Source organism: Mariniphaga sp. (assembly GCF_041687215.1).
Taxonomy (GTDB): domain Bacteria; phylum Bacteroidota; class Bacteroidia; order Bacteroidales; family Prolixibacteraceae; genus Mariniphaga.
The window spans coordinates 1-23754 of the sequence record NZ_JAWLCI010000052.1; the positions used below are offsets into that span (position 1 = coordinate 1).

Sequence of the window (23754 nt, forward strand, 5' to 3'; positions counted from 1 at the left end):
ATTCCTAACAAACTTCTTTTCAACCTTTCGGATTGAATTTCGGTTGCAATTAAATCGCGTGAGGAATGGCAGGTTATTTGAACATTCATTTTTTTGCCATCAACTTCAAATGAACTGGAGATAAGTCCTTCCCAAAGATTTAAAGTTTGTTCAATACCATTAATTTCATCTGGTTTTACTAGTTGTCCATCTTCTTTTAAAAGCTCGAATCCAATATTTCCGAGGTGTAACCGGTGCGGGTTTTGTCTGAAATAATTTGCCGCATCCCTTCTTCTGCCGGGCTCATTCCATTGCACGGCATAAGGAACTTTTCTTCCCTCCACATCAAAATATTGAAATGATTCCTCCAGTTGGTAATTTTCATCGTTTGGAAAACTGTGCCAGCCCCAGTCCGATTGCGTTCCCAGACAAACTCCGTTTTCGTAAATTTCAGGGAAAGTCTGTAATCCGGTGGCATCAACAGTAAATGCAAAACCTCCGTTTCCCAATGACAGGGAAGTCAGCGAATCAAAAGTGCTTACTTTTACATTGTGCCTGGAAACCAATGCAAAGCGGTCTATTTTCTCCTTTTCAGATTCAGAATTAATTTTTTGGGAACATGAAAATAAGGTGAAGGAAATGATTAAAAGGGTAAATATTGGTCGCATAATGTTGATTTAAGATTGATGGCTCAAGTTAGTAATTCCTGTAAAAATTCAGTAATAAAAATTACTCTCACTAAAAAAACCTTCAAGGTTTCGGAAACCTTGAAGGTTTTTAAGGATCAGGATAACAAAACTCCCGACTTCAGCGAGGTCGCATGTTTATAGAAACACCTTATTTTGATGGAGTTCGACTCCAGTCGGATTCGAATGAACAACGTGCGACCAAATTTTCTTAAGAAAAGTGATCGTTTGAAATTACGGGCATTTTCTTTTTACTTAAACTTTAAAAACCAGGCACATATTTGTATTCATAAATAACAGAAATTCCTGACGATAGCTTTTCTGTCTCCTCTTCAATGTATCTTCTGAATCCTTCTTCAGTTTTCCACTGGTCTTTGTCGAGGCCCCACACGGCAAAAAAATAATGACTGGCAGGTTGGCCGCTTTCGCAATGCTGGCCAATGTAATAGGTTTCGGAAATAATATTGCTGAACCCTTTTTCGGGAACCGTTTCGTAACCGAGTTTAAAAAAGTTAATGTCGGTAGTTCGGCCAATTTTCCCGGCTTCGTCCTGAGGAACAACCACTGCCATGCCCAGTTCGTCGTTGTTGAGCGATTGCACATCGTGCGTGCCGATGCACTGAAAATCGTTTGCCTGAAACTGGAATGGTTCGCGTTTTAAATGACTGGTTACAATTCCGGTTACAATTTGGGAACCTTCGGGACACCCCAAAACCGTGACCTCCGATTTAAACCAATATTTTCCCGGATAAATCGAAATTCGTTCCACAGCTTCCAGCATATCGCCATCCACATCCCAGCCTTCGTAGCGCAAATCAAACACCGACCGAAGCGGACCTTCCACAACTTTGTGGTAGCTGTAAACATCAGTTGACCCCAACCGGTAAAGTGAATCTTCCTTCAACAGCGCCAGCCCACCGGATCCCAGCGAACTTCCGCAGTGCAAAACATCCATTCCCCAGTCGGCCAGTTTATGGTAATCGCCCAATTCCGTAGTATGAATTTTGTCGATGATCATTTCGGGTTTGCGTTTTCCAAAAAGGTCTTTCACATTGCGACAGTCGAAGTAGTTTCGGAACCCGATTTTATCGTTTTCCCAGTTCACGCTCTCGCCCTGGGCAATAATTTCAAAACCATCGTCACAGGGCAAGGCTTCGTATTCGTCCACCTCCATAAACGAACCATCATCCTGCTCAATTCCCAACCGCAGATTGGTGCGTTTTTCAAACTCCGGGTATGCTTCTTCTGTCATAAAATCAATTTCCAATACCAGTTTTTCACTGGGTTTAAAATCGATTACCAGCACTGCTTCATCCCACTTGCCGTCGCCGTCCAAATCATCCACCTGGGTTGGAACAAAATCACCATCCGGCAATTTAAACACCGGCAAAGTTCCTTCTTCAAATTCCAAATAATCTGCAATTGCAGATCTTTCGAACACGATTACCTCATCTTTCCGGGGGCTGTCGAGTGGATTTTCAAATGTGTAAGTTGACTGTTTCTTACACGAAAAGAAAAGGGGAATCAAAAAAACAAAAAGATAAAGCCTGGTTTTCATATCAAATATCATTTTCACCTTTAACATAACCAAAGTTGGCGAGAATTCCGCCATCCACATAAAGCACATGGCCATTCACAAAATCGCTGGCTTTTGAGGCCAGGAAAAGAGCTGCATTTCCCACATCTTCAGGCTCGCCCCATCGTCCGGCGGGAGTGCGGGTCATCACCAAATCGTTGAACGGATGGCCGCCTTCGCGGATGGGCGCCGTTTGTGCCGTAGCAATGTAACCGGGCCCGATTCCGTTAATCTGGATGTTGTATTTGGCCCACTCGCAGGTCATGTTGGCGGTAAGCAGCTTCAGTCCACCTTTCGCCGAGGCATAGGCTGAAACCGAATTGCGCCCGTAAACGCTCATCATGGAGCACATATTAATGATTTTACCCGAACGCTTTTCAATCATTTTGGGAGCCACGCGTTTGGAAACAATCAGCGGCGCTACCAAATCAACATCAATTACCTGTTTGTAATCGGCAATTGACATATCGAGAATTGGAATGCGTTTGATAATTCCGGCGTTATTCACTAAAATATCAATGGTACCCACTTCCTTTTCAATTTGTGTAATACCTCTGTCCACATCCGCTTCATCAGTAACATCGAACTTTAATGTATAAACATCAACGCCGTCGGCAGCATATTCTTTTTTGCAACTTTCCAGTTTATCTTCGGAAATGTCGTTCACACAAATTTTGGCGCCGGCTTTTCCGAGCACTTTTCCGATGGCCATTCCTATTCCGTGTGTTCCACCGGTTACAAGGACAACCTTACCTTTTAAATCAAATAATTCCTGTATCATTATAATTTTTTATTGATTAATGATTAATGATTATTTTTTGAATGGATCATTACCTCAACTCAGTGGGTTTAATATGATCCATATCGGTATAATCGAGGTTTTCTCCGGCCATTCCCCAAATAAAAATATAGTTGCTTGTACCGGCAGCCGAGTGAATCGACCAGTTGGGCGAAATCACCGCCTGTTCGTTGTGCATCCATAGGTGGCGGGTTTCATCGGGCTGGCCCATGATGTGACAAACCGCCTGATCTTCAGGAACGTTAAAATAGAAATAAACCTCGTTGCGGCGGTTATGCTGGTGCGGAGGCATGGTGTTCCAAACACTTCCGGGCATCAGTTCGGTCAAACCCATTTGCAACTGACAAGTTTCCACAACTGTGTTAATCAACAACTGATAAATTTTCCGTTCATTCGACGATTCAAGCGACCCCAGGTGCAACACATTGGCATCGCCTTGTGTTACATGTTTTACCGGATATTCTTTGTGTGCAGGAGCCGAGTTAATGTAAAAATGAGCCGGATTTTCCGGATTTTCTGAACGGAATTCAACATCTTTGCTGCCTTTTCCAATATAAAGTGCATCCTTAAAATTCATTTTGTATTCCGTTCCGTCAACCACGATAGAACCGGGACCTGCAACACTGATAACGCCCACTTCGCGGCGATAGCAAAAAAATTCAGCCTTTAACGGATCAATGGGTTCAAGTTTCAGCGGCTTGTCAACCGGCACGGCTCCGCCTAAGATGTAGCGCTCTATTGCCGAGTAAACGAGTCTGATATTCCCGGGGTCCATCACTTTTTCCACTAAAAATTCTTTCCTGATTTTTTGAGTATCATACGTTTTAAAATCATCAGGATGGTACGCATACCGTTCTTCATAAATTGTTGCCATAATGTTTTATTTTAATAATTCCTGCTGTCTTTTCAATGCTTCAAGATAATAGTAATCGGCGTAGTTAATGGCTACGTCCACTTCACTGTTATTTGGTTTGTGCCCTACACTGTGCTTCAAAAGGAAACCTCCGTTTGAACCGTCATTGGCCCTGTAATCCAAAGAAGTAAGGCTTTCCGTAATTTTATTTGCCGCATCAAGATATGTTTCCCCATTGTCAGAAAAAGTACTCAATTCATAAAATGCCGAAGCCATAATTGCTGCTGTAGAGGCATCGCGATTTGTATTTGGAATTGCCGGATCGTTAAAATCCCAATATGAAACCATATCTTCAGGTAAATTTTTCAACATAAAATCTCCAATATTCTCTGCTGCATTCAAATACTTTTTATCACCAGTTTCGCGGTAGCACATGGTGTAACCGTAAAATCCCCAGGCTTGTCCCCTTCCCCAGGCCGATTCATGATTCAGACCCTGATGGGTATTTTTTGCTACCGGCTCTCCGGTTATTGTGTCGTAACTTACCACATGATATGAACTCCAGTCATCGCGAAAATGGTTTTCGAGCGTTACATCTGCATGTGAAATTGCAGCAACCCTGTATTTGGAATCGCCGGTAACTTCAGAAGCCCAGAACAACATTTCAAGATTCATCATATTATCCACAATTACGGGGTAGTCCCATTTGTCCCGGTTGTGATCCCAGGAGCGGATGCACCCAATGGTTGGATTGAAGCGGGTTAGCAGCGACTCGGAAGCCTGAATAATTACATCTTTGTAATCTTCATTTCCGGCTAAACGGTAAGCATTTCCGTAACTGCAAAATACCATAAATCCAAGATCGTGGGTAGTTGTACGATATTGAACACCATCAAGTTTCAGTGTGTTTTCCAGGGCAACTTGTTTCCAGTATTCATCACCGGTCATTTCATACATCAGCCAGAATGATCCGGCCGGGAATCCACAAGTCCAGTCTGTGATACCAACCATCCAGTAATCCCCTTCTTTATTGGGATAAGAACGGGGTACTTTGTCTTCCGGAATGGCCTGCACCAAAACCTTAAGCTGATCGTTTAATTCCCCTGTAAGTTGAGTGAATTCCTTTTTATTACCCTTCTCTCCGCTACAGGAAGAAATTACCAGGGCAATGCACAAAAACAGTAAAATACGTACTTTCATTTTAGTTATTTTTATTTTACACAAATATAGGGTTAAAAAATTTAAATTGCAATCGATTGCAGATATAAATAATTTTTATTAGTTTTACACGCAAATAAATAAACCAATGGAAAAACAGGGCGAGCCAACGATTCATGACATTGCAAAAAAACTAAACATTGCAGCATCTACCGTTTCCAGGGCACTGAATAACAACCCGATAATTAGCGAACCAACACGTAAGCTGATTGAAAAAACAGCTAAAGAAATGGGGTACCGTCCCAATATTCTTGCAGCTAATTTCAGAACAAAAAGAACTCACATGATTGGTGTGGTATTGCCACTCATCAACCGGCACTTTTTTTCGTCAGTTATTAGTGGAATTGAGGAAGTAGCTTATAATCGCGGGTTTGCGGTTACCATTTCCCAAACCAATGATAATTTTGAAAAAGAAGAAAAAATTGCGCAAACCCTTTTTTCCAACCGGGTTGACGGAATAATTGTTTCCATTGGAATGCAGACAAAAACCTTTGATCATCTCAGGCTATTTTCGGAACGAAAAGTGCCCCTGGTATTTTTCGACCGTGTGGTGGATGAAATTGAAGCCGATAAAATAGTGGTTGACGATTACCGTGGAGGTTTTAAAGCCACAGAACACCTTATTAAACAAGGCGGCACACGAATTGCCCATATTGGTGGTCCGCTGAATGTGAAGATTTACCAGGACCGTTTGTCCGGTTTTAAAGATGCCATGCAAAAAGCCGGACTCCCGGTTGACGAGTCGATGCTTATTCACAACAGTCTGACCCGGGAAGATGGCACAAATGCCATAAAAAAACTGTTGCAGAATAAAATAAAACCCGATGCTATTTTCTGCGCCAATGACACAACGGCTTTAAGTGCAATCATTTACCTTCGCCAAAAGGGAATAAAAGTGCCAGATGATATTTTAATTGTAGGATTTAGTAATGAACCTTTTTCAGAAGTTGTAACGCCTTCAATCAGTACCATCAGGCAGCCGGGTTTTGAAATGGGAAAAAAAGCGGCAGATTTGCTCATCAGGCAAATCAAGTTAAAAGAAAAATCCAATCGTTTCCAAACTTTTGTAATGCCCACCGAATTAATTATCAGGGAATCGTCAGTGAGAAAATAATTATAGTACCTGAAAAACATATAAAACTGATTAATTTCAAGTTGGATTTACAATACAACAAAGTCACACATTAGACCGTGACATGAAAAAAATTCTATTTCAGGTTAAATTTGACTTGCAGTAACTAACAGTTTTTTGGACAGGAATTATTTTTCTTTCCACCTGTATTTATCGTAACGTGAAACCACAATTTCACCATTTTGTGTGAAAAAATCCTGAATGATTTTAGCATAATTATCGTTTGACTTTAACCGCTTAAAGGTGTGATCATCGTCAACAAGGAATAACTTGCAATTTTTTAATACGCCACTTAAATAAACAGATGACCGGTAGTCTGCCACGTGATCATAACGCGCGGACAGAATGAACACCTCCCCGTTAAATTCTCTCAACTTATCCTGATTAAAAGGAATTTGTATTTCACGCATTGTTTCGTCCTTTTTATTTAAAACCGGTAAAGCGATATGGTAACTGTTCTCCAAATCGGGATAAAATTTACTTTCACTGCTGTTCAATCTTTCCATAATGGGATAAATGAACTCGGCCAGCCGGACCCGGATGGGAATTCCAAAATCGGAAGCCAGAAATCCGTTAAGCGCATTAATTTGGTAATCTTTGATGTAGGAGTTAATGGATGCGGTATCTTTTCGGTACAGTTTTTCCATCAACTCGGTTCGGGCTGCATTCAACCCGGATTTTTCCACAAAGAAATTTTGCCGCTGAAAAAGTTGGGCCACCAGCTCACGTGAAAAGTAATTTTCTTCAATGATTTGCTCCAATTGCATCTGGGCAAATTGATTTTCAGCTAAAAACTCGCGTTGAAAATTATCATGATTTAAACCTAACTGAGCCTCAACCGAAGGGTTTACTGTGGCACCAATAAAAACTTTTTTCACTTGTGAATCCGGGAAAACAGACAAATATTCGGTAATTAAAAATGCTCCACCAGACTGGCCATATAAATAAACATCTTCCTGGTTTTTTACTACCTGATTTATAGCCGAATGAATATCATTAACATATTGAAAAGACTGAAAAATAGAATACGCTTTATCCCAATCTGTTTCACCGTCATCAGTTGTAACTTTATTCCGCAATTCCTGGTTGTTGCCGCGAGTGATAATTCCCAAAACATTAAAAAGGTCGCCAAATAATTCCTCCTGAATTTTTTTCACTCGGCCTTTTGAAACATAAAACTGTTGGGCATCGGCAATAACAATCACTGTTGGTTTGGCCGGATCGAATTCCGATCCAAATTCATATTCCAAATCAAATTTACCCAGCCCGGGGTTACTGTAATCAACAGGAACTTCAATACTTTGGGCAAAAATATTCCCAACTTTCAACCAAAATAATAACAATATAAGACTTCTCATTTTAATCCATTTAATTTCGATGGGTCTTGATTTGGGTGGAAGGATTACAAATTCATCGGTTTTTGCCTTCACCGATTTTGCCCAAATGGGTGTTTTTAAAATCGTCGGAATATTTTAGACCGTAACCAAAAATACGGTCCATGGAACTGTGGCCGAAAAGGAGGATTCCGATCAACATCACTTCCGGAACCGAAATGAAGTAGCCAATAATTCCAACTGCAATGGCGAGCGTTCTGAAGTGAAAAACATTATACAACCAAGCTCCTGCTTTGGTTCCGAACAAATACCCCAGCATGCTCAGGTCGGGCACCAGTAAAAAAACCAGGAACACCCACCAATCGTAACCGATTACAAGGCTCAATACATAGGCCAGAACCAACATTCCGGCTTCTTCCAACTGAATCAACGTTTTCATTTTTAAATCGATTTAGTACTTTTTTCAAACAAGTTTCAGTTTTTGACTTTAAAACGAACCAATTCAATAATAATTCAAACACAGGAAAAAGATTGATTACGACCAATTATTCAAGCAAAACCGCGTTAAACAGCAGCTTGAAGGTAACCGGGGTGGAAGCCCGGAACTGCGGATTAAATGATGAGAGCACAATCTGACCTTTTCCCTTTTTTACCCATATCAGGGCGGCTTCCCTTTTCAGCAGTTCTTCCTTTTGGGCGTAACCGCTCATCAGAATTTCGTCTTCAGGAAAGGTAGCCACCACGCGCCGGTCCATGTCGAGGCCGGGAATGGATGTACGAAAAACCGGTGTACCGCGATGAAAAACACCGCATTGTTCCGGCATTCCCCAGGCCAGCGGATGGTCGTTCCTGAAATTGAGCCGCAGAAGAGAACCGGGAACATACAAACCTTTGGCCGAAAGGCTTTTCCCGATATCACTCACCGGCAACATAAATTCCACTTTATTTTCATCGTCTTTTTCGCCAATAGTAATAGCACCCAGAAATAGCTCAGTGGAAGGTCCCCAGGCCATTATTTTGCCTCCGTTGGTTACAAATTTCATCAGGTTGTCGAACCCTTTCTTTTCCATTCCTTTGGCAAATTCAGGCGGATAATTGGAGGGAATCGGTTTGCTGTCGCGTTCTGTTTTTCCCTGCATAAAAATAGATTTGGGCTGGTCCGAAAAAATGAGCACATCAAAATCGCGCTGCAGGTTAGCGGTTTGCAAATTATCGGGACGCAAAATGATGTAAGGAATTTGGTACTCATCGAAAAGGAAGCGGGTCCAGCCTCCGTCCATATCATGCTGCCAGGTTTCCACAACACCCACCCGCGGAGATTTCAGCGAGGTAGTGGTTACTTCTGGTTTTTCGTTTAAATAAACCGGACTTACTTTCATTTTTTCATTAATGGCATTGAACTTTTCACCCACCGGGACTATGAAACTTCCGGCTGGATAAGATATTCCGTTTACAGAGAAACCTTCTGTTACACGTTCCACTTCCAGCTTTTCTTTGAGGGCGATAAATGCAGCTTTGTAGCTTTCGTTGTTCGACGACGAAAACAGCGCCCAAACTGAGTTTTCATCCGGTTCATTTTTCAGGCTGAACGGGATATTTACCGGTTTGAGTTTGTTTTTCATGTCAGGTAACCTGGTATTTATTTCAACGGCATCTACTCCCTTATGCAAAGGCAACGACCATGAGGTGATGTCGTAGGGCTGAATGAATTCGCCTCCTTCGGAATAATACCTGGCCGGAAATTTTTGTTTCTCAATCACCTCTTTAATAAATGCGCGATAGGGCTGGGCAAGCGGAATCACCACATCGCCTGTTTTAAACAAGCGGTCATTCCAAACTACATTTTCATTCAGCCGGTAAGTTTTCACTCCATGTCTGTGCAACAAGTTCACCAGGTCAACCATTTCGCTTAAATCGTGCTGTTTTTGAGGAAGGACGAAGTAAAACGGCGCTTCTTCCATGCCGCGTTTCATTTCGCGCCGGGTAACATCGTTGCGGAACTGCAGAATTTCTTTTTTGTGAATAGCAGAAGTTTCGAGGTTAGCCAGGTTATTTTCAAGTTCGTAGCTGATAATGTCAGAAAGTCTCCACCAGCCGCCTTCCCAGGGTTTGGGCATGTTTATGCTGATATCGTAGCTGCCCAGGCCTTTGCCCATAGTTCGTAACTCGTTAGGTTCTATATAAATGGGTGTGGCAATTTGTACGCTGGCAGCTTCAGAAAGCATGCCAATGACACCTTTCCAGATACAGGTAGTAGTGGCACCCGGCCAGTAGTCGTCAAACAGATAATTCACTGAAACGCTTTTCAGGCCTTTTTCGGTCATGTGTTTTAGTGACCGGGAACCATAAACCCGCGACCAGTTCCAGATTCCGGCATCCACATTTTCGGCAATGGGGTCGTGGGGAGGCGAAATGTAAAACCGTGGTCCGGTAGAGCCCATCTGGTGACGTTCGATCATGGCCTGCGGAAACCATTTTGTGGAATAGGTTTCGGCCACAGCCTGGTTTTCGCTCTGGCTGAGTGTTACAAAATCGCGGTTTATATTATGACCAACATATTTGTGGTAAACACCTGGCATACTGCTGGTTTCTAGCGAAGTTCCCTTGTGTTTGTTGTAATGCTCCACAATCATATTCATGCCATCAGGATTATGTGGAATAAACATGGCCACGGTATTGTCGAGAATATGTTTGCGTCGTGGATCGGTTCCGGCAATCAGTTCATACACCACAAGCGGAAATGCCTGCGTCGGCCCCACTTCGCTGGCGTGCATGCTGAGGGTGGAAAGAAAAAAAACTTTCCCTTTTTCGAAAAGCTCTTCGCGGGTTGTTCCTACCGGAATCTCATCCAGGGCCAGTTGGCGATTGATTTGACGCAGGGACTCCAGGTTTTGGATATTTTCTTCCGATGACACAAAAACGATGTACATGGGCCGCTCCATTTCGGTTTGACCAATTTCCTCGATGTGCACCATGGGCGAAGCTTGCTCCAGCTTTTTCATGTAATCCATCAAATCTTCATACAAAAAAAGCATCCGGTCGTCGCCGGGGGTAAAACCAAAATGTTCTGCGGGAGTGGGTATCTGTGCTTTCAATGTAAAAAAAAGAAAAAACACCAAAACCAATGAGGTCAACACTTTTTTGGAAGGAAATTGTTTATTCATAAAAACGTTTTTAAAAATAAAATTGGAACAACTATTCACGAACTTAAATTTAATTCAACTTAATCCTGATTTTTGTAAATATTTTTCATCACAGCAATTTTTTCCTCATCGTCGGCCATCGCACGGGTTGTAAACATCATCACACCACTTGAATTTGAGGTAAGGCCGCCTTTCAGGACGGTTTCAAACTCGGAAGCAGAAACAGTATAAGGATTGTTGTAAGCTTGTACGATTGGCCAAACTTTGGGAGTACCTCCGTTTTCAATGTTCATCCGGTTGTTAAACCATGCGATGTTTTCTTGTACCCAGACGGGTTCGCGCCCCATGCGGGCATGGTAAACCATAGGCGAAAACACATCGAAAAAATCGCGCAGCAAGTCGTAGTCGAGTCCCAGAATCCGCCTCCGGGCACCGTCAAATTCCTCGTCAGTCCATGGGCAGTGGTAAATTCCGAGTAAAATACCTGGTTTCACTTCATTTATAATATTTCGTATTTCCACTGTCCAGTCAAGAATGACTTTACACCGCCAGTCGCGCCATTCCGGGTCGTGATGTTTCAAAATCCATTCAGCTTTTTGCGGGGTATTTCCTTCGGGAATTTCAAGTCCGGTGTCTTTTGAAAATGAAGCCAGACAGTGGTCGCAAAAACAGGTTTCGGGCAAAATGGGTTCGGGCTCTTCAAACTGGGCATGCCAATGAACGTAATCCATCCAAACTCCGTCGATGTCGTATTCTTTAAGCAACTCGCGCATCAATCCAAACCGGTATTCGCGAAAGCCGGGCTCTGTTGGGCAAACACCCATAAACCACGAAGCAGCCTCAACCTGCTCCCCTTTTTCGTTTATTGCCCACGCTTCGGGATGTTCTTCCACATAATTTTTACCGTTCAAGGTAGCAAACTCGGCATACACATTCATTCCTTCGGCGCGGGCCCGGTTCATCATTTTTTGATTAATGGAACCGCTGTGAACAAAAATGGAATTTATTCCCAAATCTGCCAGCTTATAATCTTTATCCCACAAGGGTTGCGGATGTCCGTAAACACCCCTGACTTCAATTTTTCTTTCAGGTTGCTGATTACAGGATGTGAGTAAAAACATAAAAATGGAAAGGAAGAAAAAAGTTTTTGCCTGCATGAATTTGATACTTTTAAGCATGGTATTGAATTTTAATGGATTCTAAAAATATAAAATGAAACGAAGATGGATGAAAAATTTCAAATTAATTTTATATTTCCAAACCAGACATTAGTTAATAAAATCAGTTTTATTAGCCACAAATGCAATAAATTACATCCTGAAATAACAAAAAGTTATTGAAACATTCGTGTTATTAACACCTGGAATTTTATAATAAATTTACGATATGTGTTGATTTTTTCTATTAAAATATTATTTTCGGCAATATTAAATCAAGCGGCGTTTTTACTCTTTCTTAAAAAAGAAATGAATTGAATGAAAAAACAGAGATTTTTTGCACTACTAATTTTTTTATTTTTCGTACTCCTGACGACAACCAATCAACGTATTTCATCTTCTCCTGATATTTTACAGGAAAACATTGAAATCCCTCCATCTCAGTCGGAAAAAGAACTTACTGAAATGCAGGATGTGTTTGAAGAATACAATCAGTGGCTCTCCGGGGAAATTGAGAAATCGGGAACTATTGGTGCTGCAGTAGCAATAACCTATAAAGACCAAATTGCGTTTATAAAATGTTTTGGAACACGGAAATCTGGCAGCTCTGAACCTGTTGATGAGCATACTGTTTTCAGGCTGGCATCAGTTTCAAAACCTGTTACTGGTGTGTTAACAGGTATTCTTGCACAAGAAAATATTCTCGATTTTGATGAATGCGTAATTGAGTCGCTACCCGGATTTCGCCTGAACAGTTTGGTAAATACGCAAAATCTAACCATTAAAAACCTGTTGAGCCACACAACAGGACTGGTACCACATGCTTATGACGATTTGGTGGAAGGACATGTTCCGTTTAGCACCATTTATGAACGATTGCGAATGGCTGGTATATCTGCTGAACCTGGAAAAATGTATGGTTATCAAAATGTGATGTTCAGTTTGTTAGATACTATTCTGGCTGTAAAAACTTCAAAAAATTACAGCCAGCTTGTGAAAGAAAAATTGTTTGAGCGCGTTGGAATGCATGATGCTTCCACGGATTTTGAGAGCTTCAAAAACAATCCGAACAAAGCTTACCCGCACTGGGGAAATGGCTCCCGCAATACACTTCCATTAAATGACAGGTATTACAACACAGCACCGGCAGCAGGAGTAAATGCAAGCGTTTCGGATATGGCCCATTTTCTTTTGGCACTTTTAAACGAAAACAATCCTTTGCTTAAAGATGATATTCAGGAAGCCATTTTTCAACCCCAGGTGGTTTCTCCACTTAGCCGCGGGTATTTCAAATACTGGGAGAATGTGGGCCGAAAAAATTATGGCCTTGGATGGCGAATTGTGGATTACAAGAGCAGGAAAGTAGCCTACCACGGCGGTTATGTGCATGGCTACAAAGCTGAAATTGCCCTGTGCAAGCAAGAAGATATTGGAATTGTTTACCTGACCAACTCCCCTAACAGCGTGGCTTCGCAAAGTATTCCTGAATTCTTTAACAGGTTTTTTAATTATAAAGAAAACAAGACTATTCTGGCCGAAACAGAACCTATTTCAGAAGAACTCCAAAAAATTCAGGGGAGTTAATCCATTTTTTTTATCTTTAGGACGTTCAATACAAAATGCTTGTCCTATGAAATTAAAATACTGGGTAATAGCCATTCTTGTTTTTAGCTGCTCCTCCTCGCAGGCGCAATTTCCTGAAATTGAAAACAGTCTCGACCAGAAAGCGAAAGCTTTTTTAGAAGAAAACCTGAATAACTGGCGCGATATGAACGTTCCTCTTTCCGATGGAAAAATACTTTATGATTTAATTGTTGAAAATGGGTATACCCGTGCTGTGGAAATAGGAACTTCCACTGGTCATTCAGCCATTTGGATTGCCTGGGCACTCAGCAAAACCGGCGGAAAACTGATTACCATTGAAATTGACAAGGAGCGTTACGTGCAGGCCAAAGCCAATTTCAAAAAAGCCGGCGTAGAAAAATACATTGACGCACGACTTGCCGATGCGCATGAACTGGTTCCACAACTTCCCGGAAAATACGATTTTGTTTTTAGCGATGCTGATAAATACTGGTATAAAAACTACTTTATTGACATGGACCCCAAACTGGTTGTGGGTGGTAGTTTTACAGCGCATAACACAGCTATGCGTGTTTCCGGAATTCGCGAGTTTCTGGAATATGTGGAAAGCCTTAACAACTACGAAACAACTTTTGCTAAAAACAGCCGCTCAGGTATTTCAATCAGTTACAAAACCGCTGAAAAACCATAGAAAAATTGAACAACACTTCCGATAGTCTCGAGCGGAAACTTGGTCTCTTTCCGGTTACCAATATTGTGGTGGCCAATATTATTGGCGCAGGTATTTTTACAACCACCGGATATTTAATGGATTTTTTGGGAAATCCCATTCTGATGCTGGCACTTTGGCTCATTGGAGGATTGGTAGCCCTTTGCGGCGCACTTGCTTTTGGCGAACTGGGAGCAGCATTTCCGGAAGCAGGCGGAGAATATACCTTTATTTCGAAATTGTTTCATCCCATGTTGGGTTTTTTAAGTGGCTGGCTTTCGCTAATTGTTGGTTTTTCAGCGCCAATAGCTGCTTCGGCCATCGGGTTCAGTAAATATTTCATTTGGGCATTTCCTGATTTCCAGTCGTGGTTTTTATTTGACAAAATTATGAGTCCTGAAATGTTTAGCCGGCTGCTGGCAATTTTAGTCATCATAACTTTTTCACTGCTTCATGCCCGTGGCGTGGTTTTGGGTGCAAAAGTCCAAAACGGCCTTACCATACTTAAAGTGGCACTGGTTGCCGGACTGATTGTTGCCGGTTTTGCATTGGGTAAGGGCGATTTCAGCCACCTGAAGATTTCTTCATTCGGCGTGCAGGCACTCAACTTCAGTTTCTCCGGCTGGAAATCCATGGGACTGTCACTTATGTTCATCATGTTTGCTTACAGCGGCTGGAATTCGGCCACTTACATTGGGTCTGAAATAAAAAACCCGCAGAGAGTGATTCCCCGGTCGCTGCTTATTTCCACCGGAATTGTTACCTTTTTGTATCTGCTGTTGAACCTGTTTTTTGTTTATGCCATTCCACCCGAACAAATGGCCGGAGAACCGGAGATTGGAGGTGTTGCAGCCGGACTTGCATTTGGTGATTTTGCCGGAACGATTATTTCACTACTCATTTCATTTGCCCTGTTTTCTTCGCTCAGCGCATTTATTATTCTGGGTCCGCGTGTTTACTATTCCATGGCCCGCGATGGCTATTTTTTCAAGTGGGTTTCGGCTGTGCATCCACGGTTTAAAGTTCCTCAAAATGCACTGATTCTTCAAAGCGCAATTGCCATCATTCTGGTTATGTCGGGCACTTTTGAACAAATTCTGGCTTACATGGGATTTTCTCTTGGAATTTTTCCCATCCTGGCAGTACTCGGGGTATTCAAACTAAGAATGACAGGTCAAAGTAAATTGAAACTTCCGGGTTATCCGGTAGCGCACATCTTTTTTATTGTGATAAGTTTATCCATTTTGGTTTTGGCCTACTTTGAGCGCCCCTGGGAATCAACAATTGCCATATTAACTGCCCTTTCAGGAATACCGGTATTTTACTGGTTTAAATATAAAAAAGGAAAACTACCCGGCGCCTGAAATAATTTCCTGCAACATCGTATCAATTTGCTCCCGTGTTTCTTTCTGCAGCATTTTGTAATCGCTGTTTGTCAGGGGTTTGCCATATCGGATTGTTACCCGCGTTACCGGTTTGCTCATTTGCCTGAAAAAATGGCCCACAAACGTATCGTCATCCACCCAGGCGTCATTTTCGTCTTCAAAATGAATAGCCATGGGAATAACCGGAATACCGGAATCAGCAGCAATTTTAAAACTTCCGTTTTTGAATGGTTTGGTCAATGGCCCTTTAAATGAAGTGCCTTCAGGGAAAAGCACCACGGGAATTCCATTGTTTACTGAAGCTTTTATTTTGTTCATGGTGGCAATGAGGCTTTGCAATTCGGAACGCGAAACAAAAATTGTATTGGTAATTTTTGCTCCCCCTTTAAGCAGCGGCCATTTTTTTAATTCGGCTTTTGCCACAAAAGCAGCCGGGGTGAGCGCCGCTACAATAAAGATATCGAAGTAACTGCGGTGGTTGGGCATCACTATAAAATGTGAATTTTCCGGAATTTGGTTTCTTCTGATTTTTATTCCACAAACAAACAGGATGCTTTTTCCCCAGGTACGCATAGACCAGTTTTGCAATTTCCGGCTAAACCCAAAATGTTGCAGCCAAAACCAGCCAGTAACCACCACAAATGTTGAAATAACCAGGATAAACAAAAACCTGAACAAAGCCAGCGGAGCAAGTAAAATGATTCGTGCGATTTTCATAATACAAATATGAAAAAAAAGGACTTCCGGCTAACAGGAAATCCCTTTCAAACTAAATTTTCTGAAATTGTTTATTTGAATTTATTCTTTTCTAAAAAGCGCCTGCTGAACAGAAAAAGAGAATGACTGATTTTTCAGATTTGTGGAGCCCATGTCGTATAGTGTGGTGAAATCGGAAGAAAATCGAAAATCGAGTTTGGTGTTTTCACTTAATTTCAGGGCCAGGCCAGTTGCCAGTCCGGCAGAAAAACGGTTTAAATCGCCTGTAACTCTTCTGTTTTCTGAAAATGACAGGAGATAACCCAAATCCGGACCTGCATAAATATCAAGGAATTTCAACGGAGAAACTGAGAACAGAACCGGTACCGATAAATAGTGATAATTTTCTGTGTCGCGTAACCAGGGCGCTGATGATTTATCAAAATATCCAAATTCTGAATATCCTCCGGAATTTTCAGAATCATGATACAAAATGTAAGTGTTAACACCTTTTAACTGGTAAAGAAATTCGGTTTGCAAACCAACCGGGCCGAGTAAATTGTGTTTTTTATAATAGACTCCCAGCAGAAATCCGCTTTTTCGTTCAAAATCGAATGTCATTCCCTTATAATTATCCCGGAATCCGGAATATAATGCACCGCCTTTTAGACCAAATTCGGTTTGTGCATGAAGTGTTTCAAAAGAAACAATTAAAACAGAAAAAAACAGGACAAGCTTGATTTTTAGATTTTTGTTTTTCATAAAAATTGGGTTTTAAAATTACGTTTCAAACATAAGTATGAAAAGTGTTAACCCAACTTAATGCATTTAAACTTTTGTTAAACTAGATTTATTGATGTTAATTGTCTTAATAAGTATTAATATTCTGTTGCGAACAAACCACCAACTGAAAAGCTCTTTTGGCAAGAAATACCTGATGTTGAATGGTGAGATCATTTTCAGCAAGAATGTTTTTTAATCCTCCTGCCCGATAATACTGCCTGAAATTCCGGTGGTGTTCTCTTCCGGCGAAAAATTCAGCCACACGACTTCCCCACCCGGTTATGTTTTGTGGCAACGGAACAGCATAATCCACAATTATGATTTTTTGAGCTACCCTTTTCATTTCACCTAAAATGCTTGTATAGTTTTCGGGTGGAAACTGGTGAAGCGCCATGGTTATGATGGCAATATCGAATTGTTTGTCAGTAAACTTCCAGTTATCGGTAGCGTCGCAAACCCGGAATAGGACGTTGGAAATCTTTCGCTTTTGTTTGGTTTGCTCTGCTTTGCGAATCATCGATTCTGACAAATCTATTCCTGTTACTTCCCTGGCGAAGGGTGCCAGCTCAAACACCTGGGCTCCGGTGCCACAGGCAACATCGAGTATATTTTGACCTTTCGGAATTACCCTGTTTACCCTTTTCCGCATTCCCGCCAGAACAGGGTCGATGACTGTGCTGTAAAAAAAACCTGATTCAACCATTCAATTTATAGTTAGTGATTTAAAAAAACTCCAAATCTCATCGCATCCGTTAAAATCGCGACAGGTATTTCCCACCAGTTGTTTGGGCAAATTCCTGGTGGCACCCGGCCAGGTGTGCCCGCCTCCATCAATTTTAATGGAAGCTACCTTTATTTTTGGAATTTCCGGATTTTCCCATACCACCTTGAAGGTAGTGCATCCATCCTTTTTATTTTTATCCGGAAAAACGGATTCTTTTGTTTTTCCTGAGCATCCATTTATTGTTTTCCAAATTTCAAGGCTTTGTTCCACGCTTAGAATTGCTCCCCGCTTTTGCCTGAAAACGGTAACATGACCTCCGTTGTAGGGCACCATCGGATCGTCAGTGCCATTTATAAACAGCACTGAAACAGGCTTTTCAGGATATTCTTTTTTTGACTGCACTTCACTTAAATTAGCTGCAACCACTGCAATTCCTCTTATTTTCTCAGGCAATTCAAAGGCAAGCCGCTGAACCATAAACCCACCGTTTGAAATGCCACAGGCAAAAATATTTTTTTCATCTAAATTAAATTTCGAACCAATGTTATCCAAAATTTTTTCAATAAATCCCACATCGTCGATATTCATTTTACGGGCTACACTAAAAGTATCTCGGGTACCGTCATTCCAGCTTTTTTTAAATCCGTTCGGGTAAACTGCCAAAAATTCATCTTTTTCAGCCAAACGATTGAACCTGCTCATTGTATGCCGCTCCAGTCCTTTACCTGTACCACCCCCGCCATGTAAAACAAAAACAACAGGATATGATTTGGCTGCAGAATAATTTTGGGGTACATATAGTTCAAAAGAGCGGTCCATGCCATCGTGTTTCATGTAAATTGTTTCCGAATGAAAATTCCCTTCGGTTTTCAAAAATACCGAAATCAGAAAAATGAAAATTACTGTTTTCTGCCCCATAAAAAGTGATAGTTTTGAATCATTAATCGCAATTTAAAAACTGATTGCACTGAATATTGTTTTACAAGCATATCAATAAAAATTATAATGAAGAAATATCCGATAGTACTTTTAGTTTTGTTTTTTGTTTTTACGGCATTTAAAACCAATAAACCCGCTTACCTGCTTTTTAACGAAAAAGGGAAAAAAGTTAAATACGATAAAATACTCGACCAAATAAAAGATGCTGACATTGTGTTGTTTGGCGAACTGCACAACAACGCCATTGCGCACTGGCTTCAGTTTGAACTTACCAAAGATTTGTACGAACTAAAAGGCACAAATCTGATTCTGGGAGCCGAAATGTTTGAAAGCGACAACCAGCTTATTCTGGACGAATATTTTAACGGACTCGTTTCACAAACACGGTTTGAGGCCGAAGTGCGTTTGTGGAATAACTACAAAACAGACTATAAACCACTGGTTGAATTCGCCCGGAAAAACGAATTACGGTTTGTGGCTACCAATATTCCACGGCGTTATGCCTCGCTGGTTAATTCGAAAGGTTTCGAAGGACTGGAAGAACTTTCAGATGAAGCCAAAGCTTTTTTACCGCCAATACCGATACTCTACGATTCTGAACTGCCCGCTTACAAAAACATGCTGAAAATGGAAGGGATGGGCAGCCACACAAATGAAAATTTCCCCAAAGCACAGGCCATAAAAGATGCCACTATGGCACATTTTATTCTGGAGAACTGGTCGCCGGAAAAACTGCTGATTCATTACCACGGCGCCTACCATTCCGACAATTTTGAAAGCATTTACTGGTACCTCAAACAGCACAAACCTGAGCTGAATATTGTAACCATCACCACTGTTTCGCAGGAAGATGTTTCGGAACTCACCGAAAAAAATGAAGGCAAGGCCCATTTTACCATTTGTGTGGATGAGGATATGACCACTACATACTGAACTACCTGTAAAGCCCTTTTTTCACAATATACTCCCAAACTTTTGGTGGCAAAAAATGGCGTACATCTTTTCCTTTTTTAATGGCTTTACGAATGAAAGATGAGGATATTTCCATCTGCGGGGCATTTTCAGCAATCACAATGTTTTTATGCTGCTGAACCTTTGTTTTGTCGAACCCCGGACGCGGATAAACAATGATGCCGTAATTTTCCACTATGGTTTCAAAGTTTTTCCACTTGTGAAAATTTTCGAGATTATCTGATCCCATAAGAATTTTGAAATCCCTGTTCGGATTTCTATCTTTTAAATAGATCAGAGTGTCCACAGTATAACTGGGTTTGGGCAGGTAAAATTCGATATCGGAAACCTGCAACCTGAAATCGCCTTCAACTGCAAGTTGCATCATCTCCAACCTATCGTAGTCGTTTAGCAGGTTTGCCTTTTGTTTGTGCGGATTTTGAGGCGTTACAACAAACCAGAATTCATCTAAACCGGCAAACTCCACCATGTAATTGGCAATGGCCAAATGTCCGATATGCACCGGATTAAATGAGCCAAAATACAAGCCGGTTTCTTTTGTGGGGAAGGTTTTGGATGATGGTTGTTTCATTTTCTTTTTCTTTCGTTTCAAACGAACAATTTAACCAAAAATCTTTCGCTCATAACGAACAATTTTTTTTGTCAAAATCAATTTTCTCCATTTTCTGAAAGAAATTCCGATACTACATTTTCAGCTTCAATTAAAGCTTTGGGCAAATCATCGTTTACAATAATCACGTCAAACTTTCCAACATATTCAAGTTCCTTTTCTGCTTTGGCAATGCGCATTTTTATTTTCTCTTCCGATTCGGTGGAACGGTTTTTCAGACGGTGTTTCAACTCTTCAACTGACGGAGGTTTTACAAAAACAGCCAGCGCCTCGGTGCCGTAAAATTTTTTGATGTTTGAACCACCCACCACGTCCACATCAAAAATCACGTTTTTACCTTTGCTGCGAATGCGTTCCACTTCGCTTTTCAGGGTTCCGTAAAAGATGCCGCTGTAAACTTCCTCCCATTCCAGAAATTCACCGTTTTCAATTTTTTTTCGGAATTCATCTACGGTAAGAAAATAATAGTCTATTCCGTTTACTTCACCCTTCCGGGGCTCCCGGCTGGTGGCCGAAACTGAAAATTCAAGTTCCAAATCCTGCTGGAGCAGGTGCTTAACGATGGTTGTTTTGCCGGCTCCCGATGGTGCTGAGAATATTACAAGTTTGCCTTTCATTAAAATTGGATATGTTTTTTGATTTCCGATAAAAAACCAGAAACCTGTTCAATTAATGGTGAAACCTGTTCTTCTTTAAAATCAAACATATCGCCGTAATCACCTTTCTGGCGAAAGTCAAATAATTGGGAATACAAAGTTCCATATTCTATGTCAATTTTATTTGTTTTGATAAAATGAAGACTAAACTGATTTAAAGTCCCCCTGTGTGTACCAGGTTTAATATTATTCCTCAACAAAAGAGCATTAACAGCATAAAAACACGTGTAATAAAGACGGTTTACGATTGTATTCCAACTTTTTCTCTGAACCAGAAAAAGAGCCTCATCATAAGCTTCGTCAGCTCTTTTTATCCTGTATAATATGTAATCTTCTTTGTTGTTCATTTCAATTTTAATCCATCTTTAACAACATTTTCGTAAAGAGGCGAGTAAGCCAATTTCTCTTTCCAGTATTTTTTAGGATAGATTAAAATTGAAATAACTTGTCCGGATTCCAGTGACAATTTATAAATATCGCGTCTGAATTTATTATCCAATTCGTTGGTAAACTCCGGGGCATCTACCAAAATTAAAATATCCCAGTCTGAATCAGCTTTGTAATCGCCCCTTGCGCGAGAACCGAACAGATAAGCCTCAGCACTTGGGTCTTTACTATAAATTGTTTGTGCAATTTTATTTTGAAGTTCTCTTTCGTTCATAATAAAATGTTTTTCCTAATCAAAGATACAATGATTAACCCATTTGCTGAAATCCAGATCAGGATAGATTATTCAAAGTACATTTAACAACTGTTCCTTGATCCTTTCGAGGTGGTCTTTCATTTGTACCACAATCCGCTGAATATTATTTTCGTAGGCTTTGGAACCGAGGGTATTGATTTCGCGGCCCATTTCCTGCGAAATAAACGCCAGTTTTTTTCCGCTGGAATCAGATTGTGCCAGTGTTTCAAGAAAATAGTTGCAATGGTTATTCAGCCGCACTTTTTCCTCGTTCATGTCCATTTTGTCCAGGTAATACACAAGCTCCTGTTCAAAACGGTTCTCGTCCACACTACCATTCAGGTTCAACCTTTCGAGATTTTCGCTGAGCCGTTTTTTCACAGTTTCCATGCGATTATCCTCGAATGGTGCAATTTGTCGGAGCAGCTTTTCAATACTTTCCGTATTAGCAATAATGTCTGTTTCCAGCGCTTTTCCTTCACTTATTCTGAAATCATCGATATCTTCCAACGCTTTTCTGAGGTGCAGTAAAATAACCTGCCACTCTTCCTCATCCAGCGTTTCGTATTCGGTTTTTACCACATCGGGAAGCCGCAAAATGGCCTGCATGGTAGTCTGGTCGGTCGGAAGACCAAGCTCATCATTAATTTTTTTCAGACTTTCGAAATAACTTTTCAGAATTGGCTCGTTTATTTTACTGTTGGAATCTTCGCCGTGATTCTCCACATAAATGGTTACATCTACCTTTCCACGCACTAGTTTTTCGGCCAGTTCTTTCCTGATTTCAATTTCCTTTTCGCGGTAAACTGAGGGAATGCGTGCGTTGATGTCGATTTGTTTGCTGTTAAGTGCTTTTAACTCAAGAGTGATTTTTTTATTATTCACCTCAAATTCGGCTTTACCAAAGCCTGTCATCGATTTTATCATAGAATTTAAATTTTTACGAATTTACGTTTTTTATGCGATAACGCCCGAACCAATAAGCTCATCTTTCAGGTACCATGCTGCAAACTGCCCTGAAGTGATTCCCCGTTGTTCGTTTTCAAAAAGATTATAAATACCCTCTTCTTTTACATGCAGTGTACCTTTTTCAAGTGGCTGGCGATACCGGATGCGAATGTCAAATTCCATTTTCTCTCCAGTTTGCATTTTCAAATCAGGCCGAATCCAATGCACATCTTCCCGGGCAATAAAAAGTCCGGGACGAAAAAGTCCGGGATGTTCCTGGCCTTCGCCAACATACACAATGTTTCGCTGAACGTCGGTTCCCAGCACAAAAAGCGGTTCTTTGTGCCCGCCAATGTTCAGGCCTTTTCGTTGTCCTACGGTATAAAAATGCGCGCCCTGATGTTCACCAATAACCTCTCCATTCCAAGGCTTGTATGGGAACGGGAAACAGATTTTCCGAAAATTTTCTTCGGAAATATCAACCTGCTTTTTCTTTGCCATAAATGCAACCGGAATTTCAATTACGTTTCCGGTTTTAGGCTGAAGTTGCTGTTGCAAAAAAGTGGGCAAATCTACTTTCCCCACAAAACAAATTCCCTGTGAATCTTTTCTTTCTGCGGTAGGCAGGTTTTGTTCTCGGGCTATTTCGCGTACCTGCGGTTTGGTAAGGTGGCCAATTGGAAAAAGCGCTTTGGCCAGTTGTTCCTGGTTAAGCTGACACAAAAAATAGCTTTGGTCTTTGTTCCGATCTTTCCCTGCAATCAGCCGGTGAATGGTTTGTCCGTTCACCTCTATGGAATCTTTTTGGCAGTAATGACCGGTAGCCACAAAATCGGCATTTAATTTCAGGGCTTCTTCCAGAAAAGTGTCGAATTTGATTTCGCGGTTGCAAAGCACATCGGGATTGGGTGTACGGCCTGCCTGATATTCGGCAAACATGTAGTCCACCACACGTCTTTTATATTCCTTGCTCAAATCGACAATATGAAACGGAATATCCAGTTTTTTGGCCACCATTTTGGCAATCAGCGCATCCTCTTCCCAGGTACAGGCGCTGGTCACCGCTCCTACCCGTTCGTGCCAGTTCACCATAAACAATGCCACCAGGTCGTGCCCCTGTTGTTTTAAAAGGAATGCAGCCACGCTGGAATCCACTCCGCCCGAAAGTCCGATTACTACCCTGCTCATA

23 protein-coding genes and 1 pseudogene are annotated in these 23754 nt (G+C 41.3%); 5 read left to right on the forward strand and 19 right to left on the reverse strand.

The window, feature by feature from the left end; genetic code table 11:
- The 5 genes and pseudogenes from ACESMA_RS15980 to ACESMA_RS16000 all read right to left on the reverse strand — a co-directional run.
- Positions 1 to 647, reverse strand: a pseudogene (locus ACESMA_RS15980) (hypothetical protein); the annotation flags it as partial.
- 280 nt (positions 648 to 927) lie between these two features.
- Positions 928 to 2223, reverse strand: coding sequence for a DUF4861 domain-containing protein (locus tag ACESMA_RS15985; RefSeq protein WP_372949855.1), 1296 nt, complete (start codon positions 2221 to 2223; stop codon positions 928 to 930).
- A 1-nt stretch (position 2224) separates the two neighbouring features.
- Positions 2225 to 3022 carry a gluconate 5-dehydrogenase gene (locus tag ACESMA_RS15990; RefSeq protein WP_372949856.1) on the reverse strand — a complete coding sequence of 266 codons (798 nt, stop codon included), beginning with the start codon at positions 3020 to 3022 and terminating at the stop codon, positions 2225 to 2227.
- A 49-nt stretch (positions 3023 to 3071) separates the two neighbouring features.
- Complete coding sequence (gene kduI, locus ACESMA_RS15995) at positions 3072 to 3914, reverse strand: 5-dehydro-4-deoxy-D-glucuronate isomerase (protein ID WP_372949857.1); 843 nt, start codon at positions 3912 to 3914, stop codon at positions 3072 to 3074.
- Between the two features lie 6 nt (positions 3915 to 3920).
- Complete coding sequence (locus tag ACESMA_RS16000; protein ID WP_372949858.1) at positions 3921 to 5093, reverse strand: glucuronyl hydrolase; 1173 nt, start codon at positions 5091 to 5093, stop codon at positions 3921 to 3923.
- Positions 5094 to 5199: 106 nt separating this feature from the next.
- Between ACESMA_RS16000 and ACESMA_RS16005 the strand changes: the two genes are divergently transcribed.
- Positions 5200 to 6225 (forward strand): LacI family DNA-binding transcriptional regulator, encoded by a 1026-nt coding sequence (locus ACESMA_RS16005; RefSeq protein ID WP_372949859.1) that lies wholly within the window; start codon positions 5200 to 5202, stop codon positions 6223 to 6225.
- A gap of 146 nt (positions 6226 to 6371) precedes the next feature.
- Here ACESMA_RS16005 and ACESMA_RS16010 read toward each other — a convergent pair whose 3' ends face one another.
- From ACESMA_RS16010 to ACESMA_RS16025, 4 genes are all read right to left on the reverse strand, one after another.
- Positions 6372 to 7601 carry a hypothetical protein gene (locus ACESMA_RS16010; RefSeq protein ID WP_372949860.1) on the reverse strand — a complete coding sequence of 410 codons (1230 nt, stop codon included), beginning with the start codon at positions 7599 to 7601 and terminating at the stop codon, positions 6372 to 6374.
- 52 nt (positions 7602 to 7653) lie between these two features.
- A complete protein-coding gene (locus ACESMA_RS16015) occupies positions 7654 to 8016 on the reverse strand; it encodes a DUF4260 domain-containing protein (protein ID WP_372949861.1) in 363 nt (120 codons plus the stop codon).
- Positions 8017 to 8122: 106 nt separating this feature from the next.
- Positions 8123 to 10741, reverse strand: coding sequence for a M14 family zinc carboxypeptidase (locus ACESMA_RS16020; RefSeq protein WP_372949862.1), 2619 nt, complete (start codon positions 10739 to 10741; stop codon positions 8123 to 8125).
- A 59-nt stretch (positions 10742 to 10800) separates the two neighbouring features.
- The gene (locus ACESMA_RS16025; protein ID WP_372949863.1) at positions 10801 to 11898 is read right to left on the reverse strand and encodes a family 10 glycosylhydrolase; all 1098 of its coding nucleotides are present in this window, start codon (positions 11896 to 11898) and stop codon (positions 10801 to 10803) included.
- A 297-nt stretch (positions 11899 to 12195) separates the two neighbouring features.
- Here ACESMA_RS16025 and ACESMA_RS16030 point away from each other — a divergent pair, with 297 nt between their 5' ends.
- Genes ACESMA_RS16030 through ACESMA_RS16040 form a run of 3 tightly spaced genes read left to right on the forward strand, consistent with a single transcriptional unit; the run spans position 12196 to position 15534 of the window.
- A complete protein-coding gene (locus ACESMA_RS16030) occupies positions 12196 to 13461 on the forward strand; it encodes a serine hydrolase domain-containing protein (protein WP_372949864.1) in 1266 nt (421 codons plus the stop codon).
- Positions 13462 to 13507: 46 nt separating this feature from the next.
- Positions 13508 to 14152: an O-methyltransferase gene (locus ACESMA_RS16035; protein ID WP_372949865.1), complete on the forward strand. Its 645-nt coding sequence runs from the start codon at positions 13508 to 13510 to the stop codon at positions 14150 to 14152.
- Positions 14153 to 14157: 5 nt separating this feature from the next.
- Positions 14158 to 15534 (forward strand): APC family permease, encoded by a 1377-nt coding sequence (locus ACESMA_RS16040; RefSeq protein WP_372949866.1) that lies wholly within the window; start codon positions 14158 to 14160, stop codon positions 15532 to 15534.
- Here ACESMA_RS16040 and ACESMA_RS16045 read toward each other — a convergent pair.
- The 4 genes from ACESMA_RS16045 to ACESMA_RS16060 form a co-directional block, all read right to left on the reverse strand.
- The gene (locus ACESMA_RS16045) at positions 15520 to 16272 is read right to left on the reverse strand and encodes a lysophospholipid acyltransferase family protein (RefSeq protein ID WP_372949867.1); all 753 of its coding nucleotides are present in this window, start codon (positions 16270 to 16272) and stop codon (positions 15520 to 15522) included. The two genes, ACESMA_RS16040 and ACESMA_RS16045, sit on opposite strands and share 15 nt — an antisense overlap.
- An 81-nt stretch (positions 16273 to 16353) precedes the next feature.
- A complete protein-coding gene (locus ACESMA_RS16050) occupies positions 16354 to 17013 on the reverse strand; it encodes an outer membrane beta-barrel protein (RefSeq protein WP_372949868.1) in 660 nt (219 codons plus the stop codon).
- Positions 17014 to 17119: 106 nt separating this feature from the next.
- Positions 17120 to 17737 (reverse strand): class I SAM-dependent methyltransferase, encoded by a 618-nt coding sequence (locus ACESMA_RS16055; RefSeq protein WP_372949869.1) that lies wholly within the window; start codon positions 17735 to 17737, stop codon positions 17120 to 17122.
- Complete coding sequence (locus ACESMA_RS16060; RefSeq protein WP_372949870.1) at positions 17738 to 18676, reverse strand: alpha/beta hydrolase family esterase; 939 nt, start codon at positions 18674 to 18676, stop codon at positions 17738 to 17740.
- An 87-nt stretch (positions 18677 to 18763) separates the two neighbouring features.
- Here ACESMA_RS16060 and ACESMA_RS16065 point away from each other — a divergent pair, with 87 nt between their 5' ends.
- Positions 18764 to 19630 (forward strand): ChaN family lipoprotein, encoded by an 867-nt coding sequence (locus ACESMA_RS16065; protein ID WP_372949871.1) that lies wholly within the window; start codon positions 18764 to 18766, stop codon positions 19628 to 19630.
- Position 19631: 1 nt separating this feature from the next.
- On the opposite strand, the gene nadD is transcribed toward ACESMA_RS16065, so the two are convergent.
- The 6 genes from nadD to mnmA form a co-directional block, all read right to left on the reverse strand.
- Positions 19632 to 20240, reverse strand: a complete 609-nt coding sequence (gene nadD, locus ACESMA_RS16070; protein ID WP_372949872.1) for a nicotinate (nicotinamide) nucleotide adenylyltransferase — start codon at positions 20238 to 20240, stop codon at positions 19632 to 19634.
- 77 nt (positions 20241 to 20317) lie between these two features.
- Complete coding sequence (gmk, locus tag ACESMA_RS16075) at positions 20318 to 20896, reverse strand: guanylate kinase (protein ID WP_372949873.1); 579 nt, start codon at positions 20894 to 20896, stop codon at positions 20318 to 20320.
- Complete coding sequence (locus ACESMA_RS16080) at positions 20896 to 21282, reverse strand: HEPN domain-containing protein (protein ID WP_372949874.1); 387 nt, start codon at positions 21280 to 21282, stop codon at positions 20896 to 20898. Before ACESMA_RS16080 ends, gmk begins: the two co-directional genes overlap by 1 nt.
- Positions 21279 to 21596 (reverse strand): nucleotidyltransferase domain-containing protein, encoded by a 318-nt coding sequence (locus tag ACESMA_RS16085; protein ID WP_372949875.1) that lies wholly within the window; start codon positions 21594 to 21596, stop codon positions 21279 to 21281. The genes ACESMA_RS16080 and ACESMA_RS16085 overlap by 4 nt, the downstream gene beginning before the upstream one ends.
- 72 nt (positions 21597 to 21668) lie before the next feature.
- The gene (locus tag ACESMA_RS16090; RefSeq protein ID WP_372949876.1) at positions 21669 to 22544 is read right to left on the reverse strand and encodes a YicC/YloC family endoribonuclease; all 876 of its coding nucleotides are present in this window, start codon (positions 22542 to 22544) and stop codon (positions 21669 to 21671) included.
- A gap of 30 nt (positions 22545 to 22574) precedes the next feature.
- Complete coding sequence (gene mnmA, locus ACESMA_RS16095; protein WP_372949877.1) at positions 22575 to 23753, reverse strand: tRNA 2-thiouridine(34) synthase MnmA; 1179 nt, start codon at positions 23751 to 23753, stop codon at positions 22575 to 22577.
- Position 23754 lies beyond the last annotated feature (1 nt).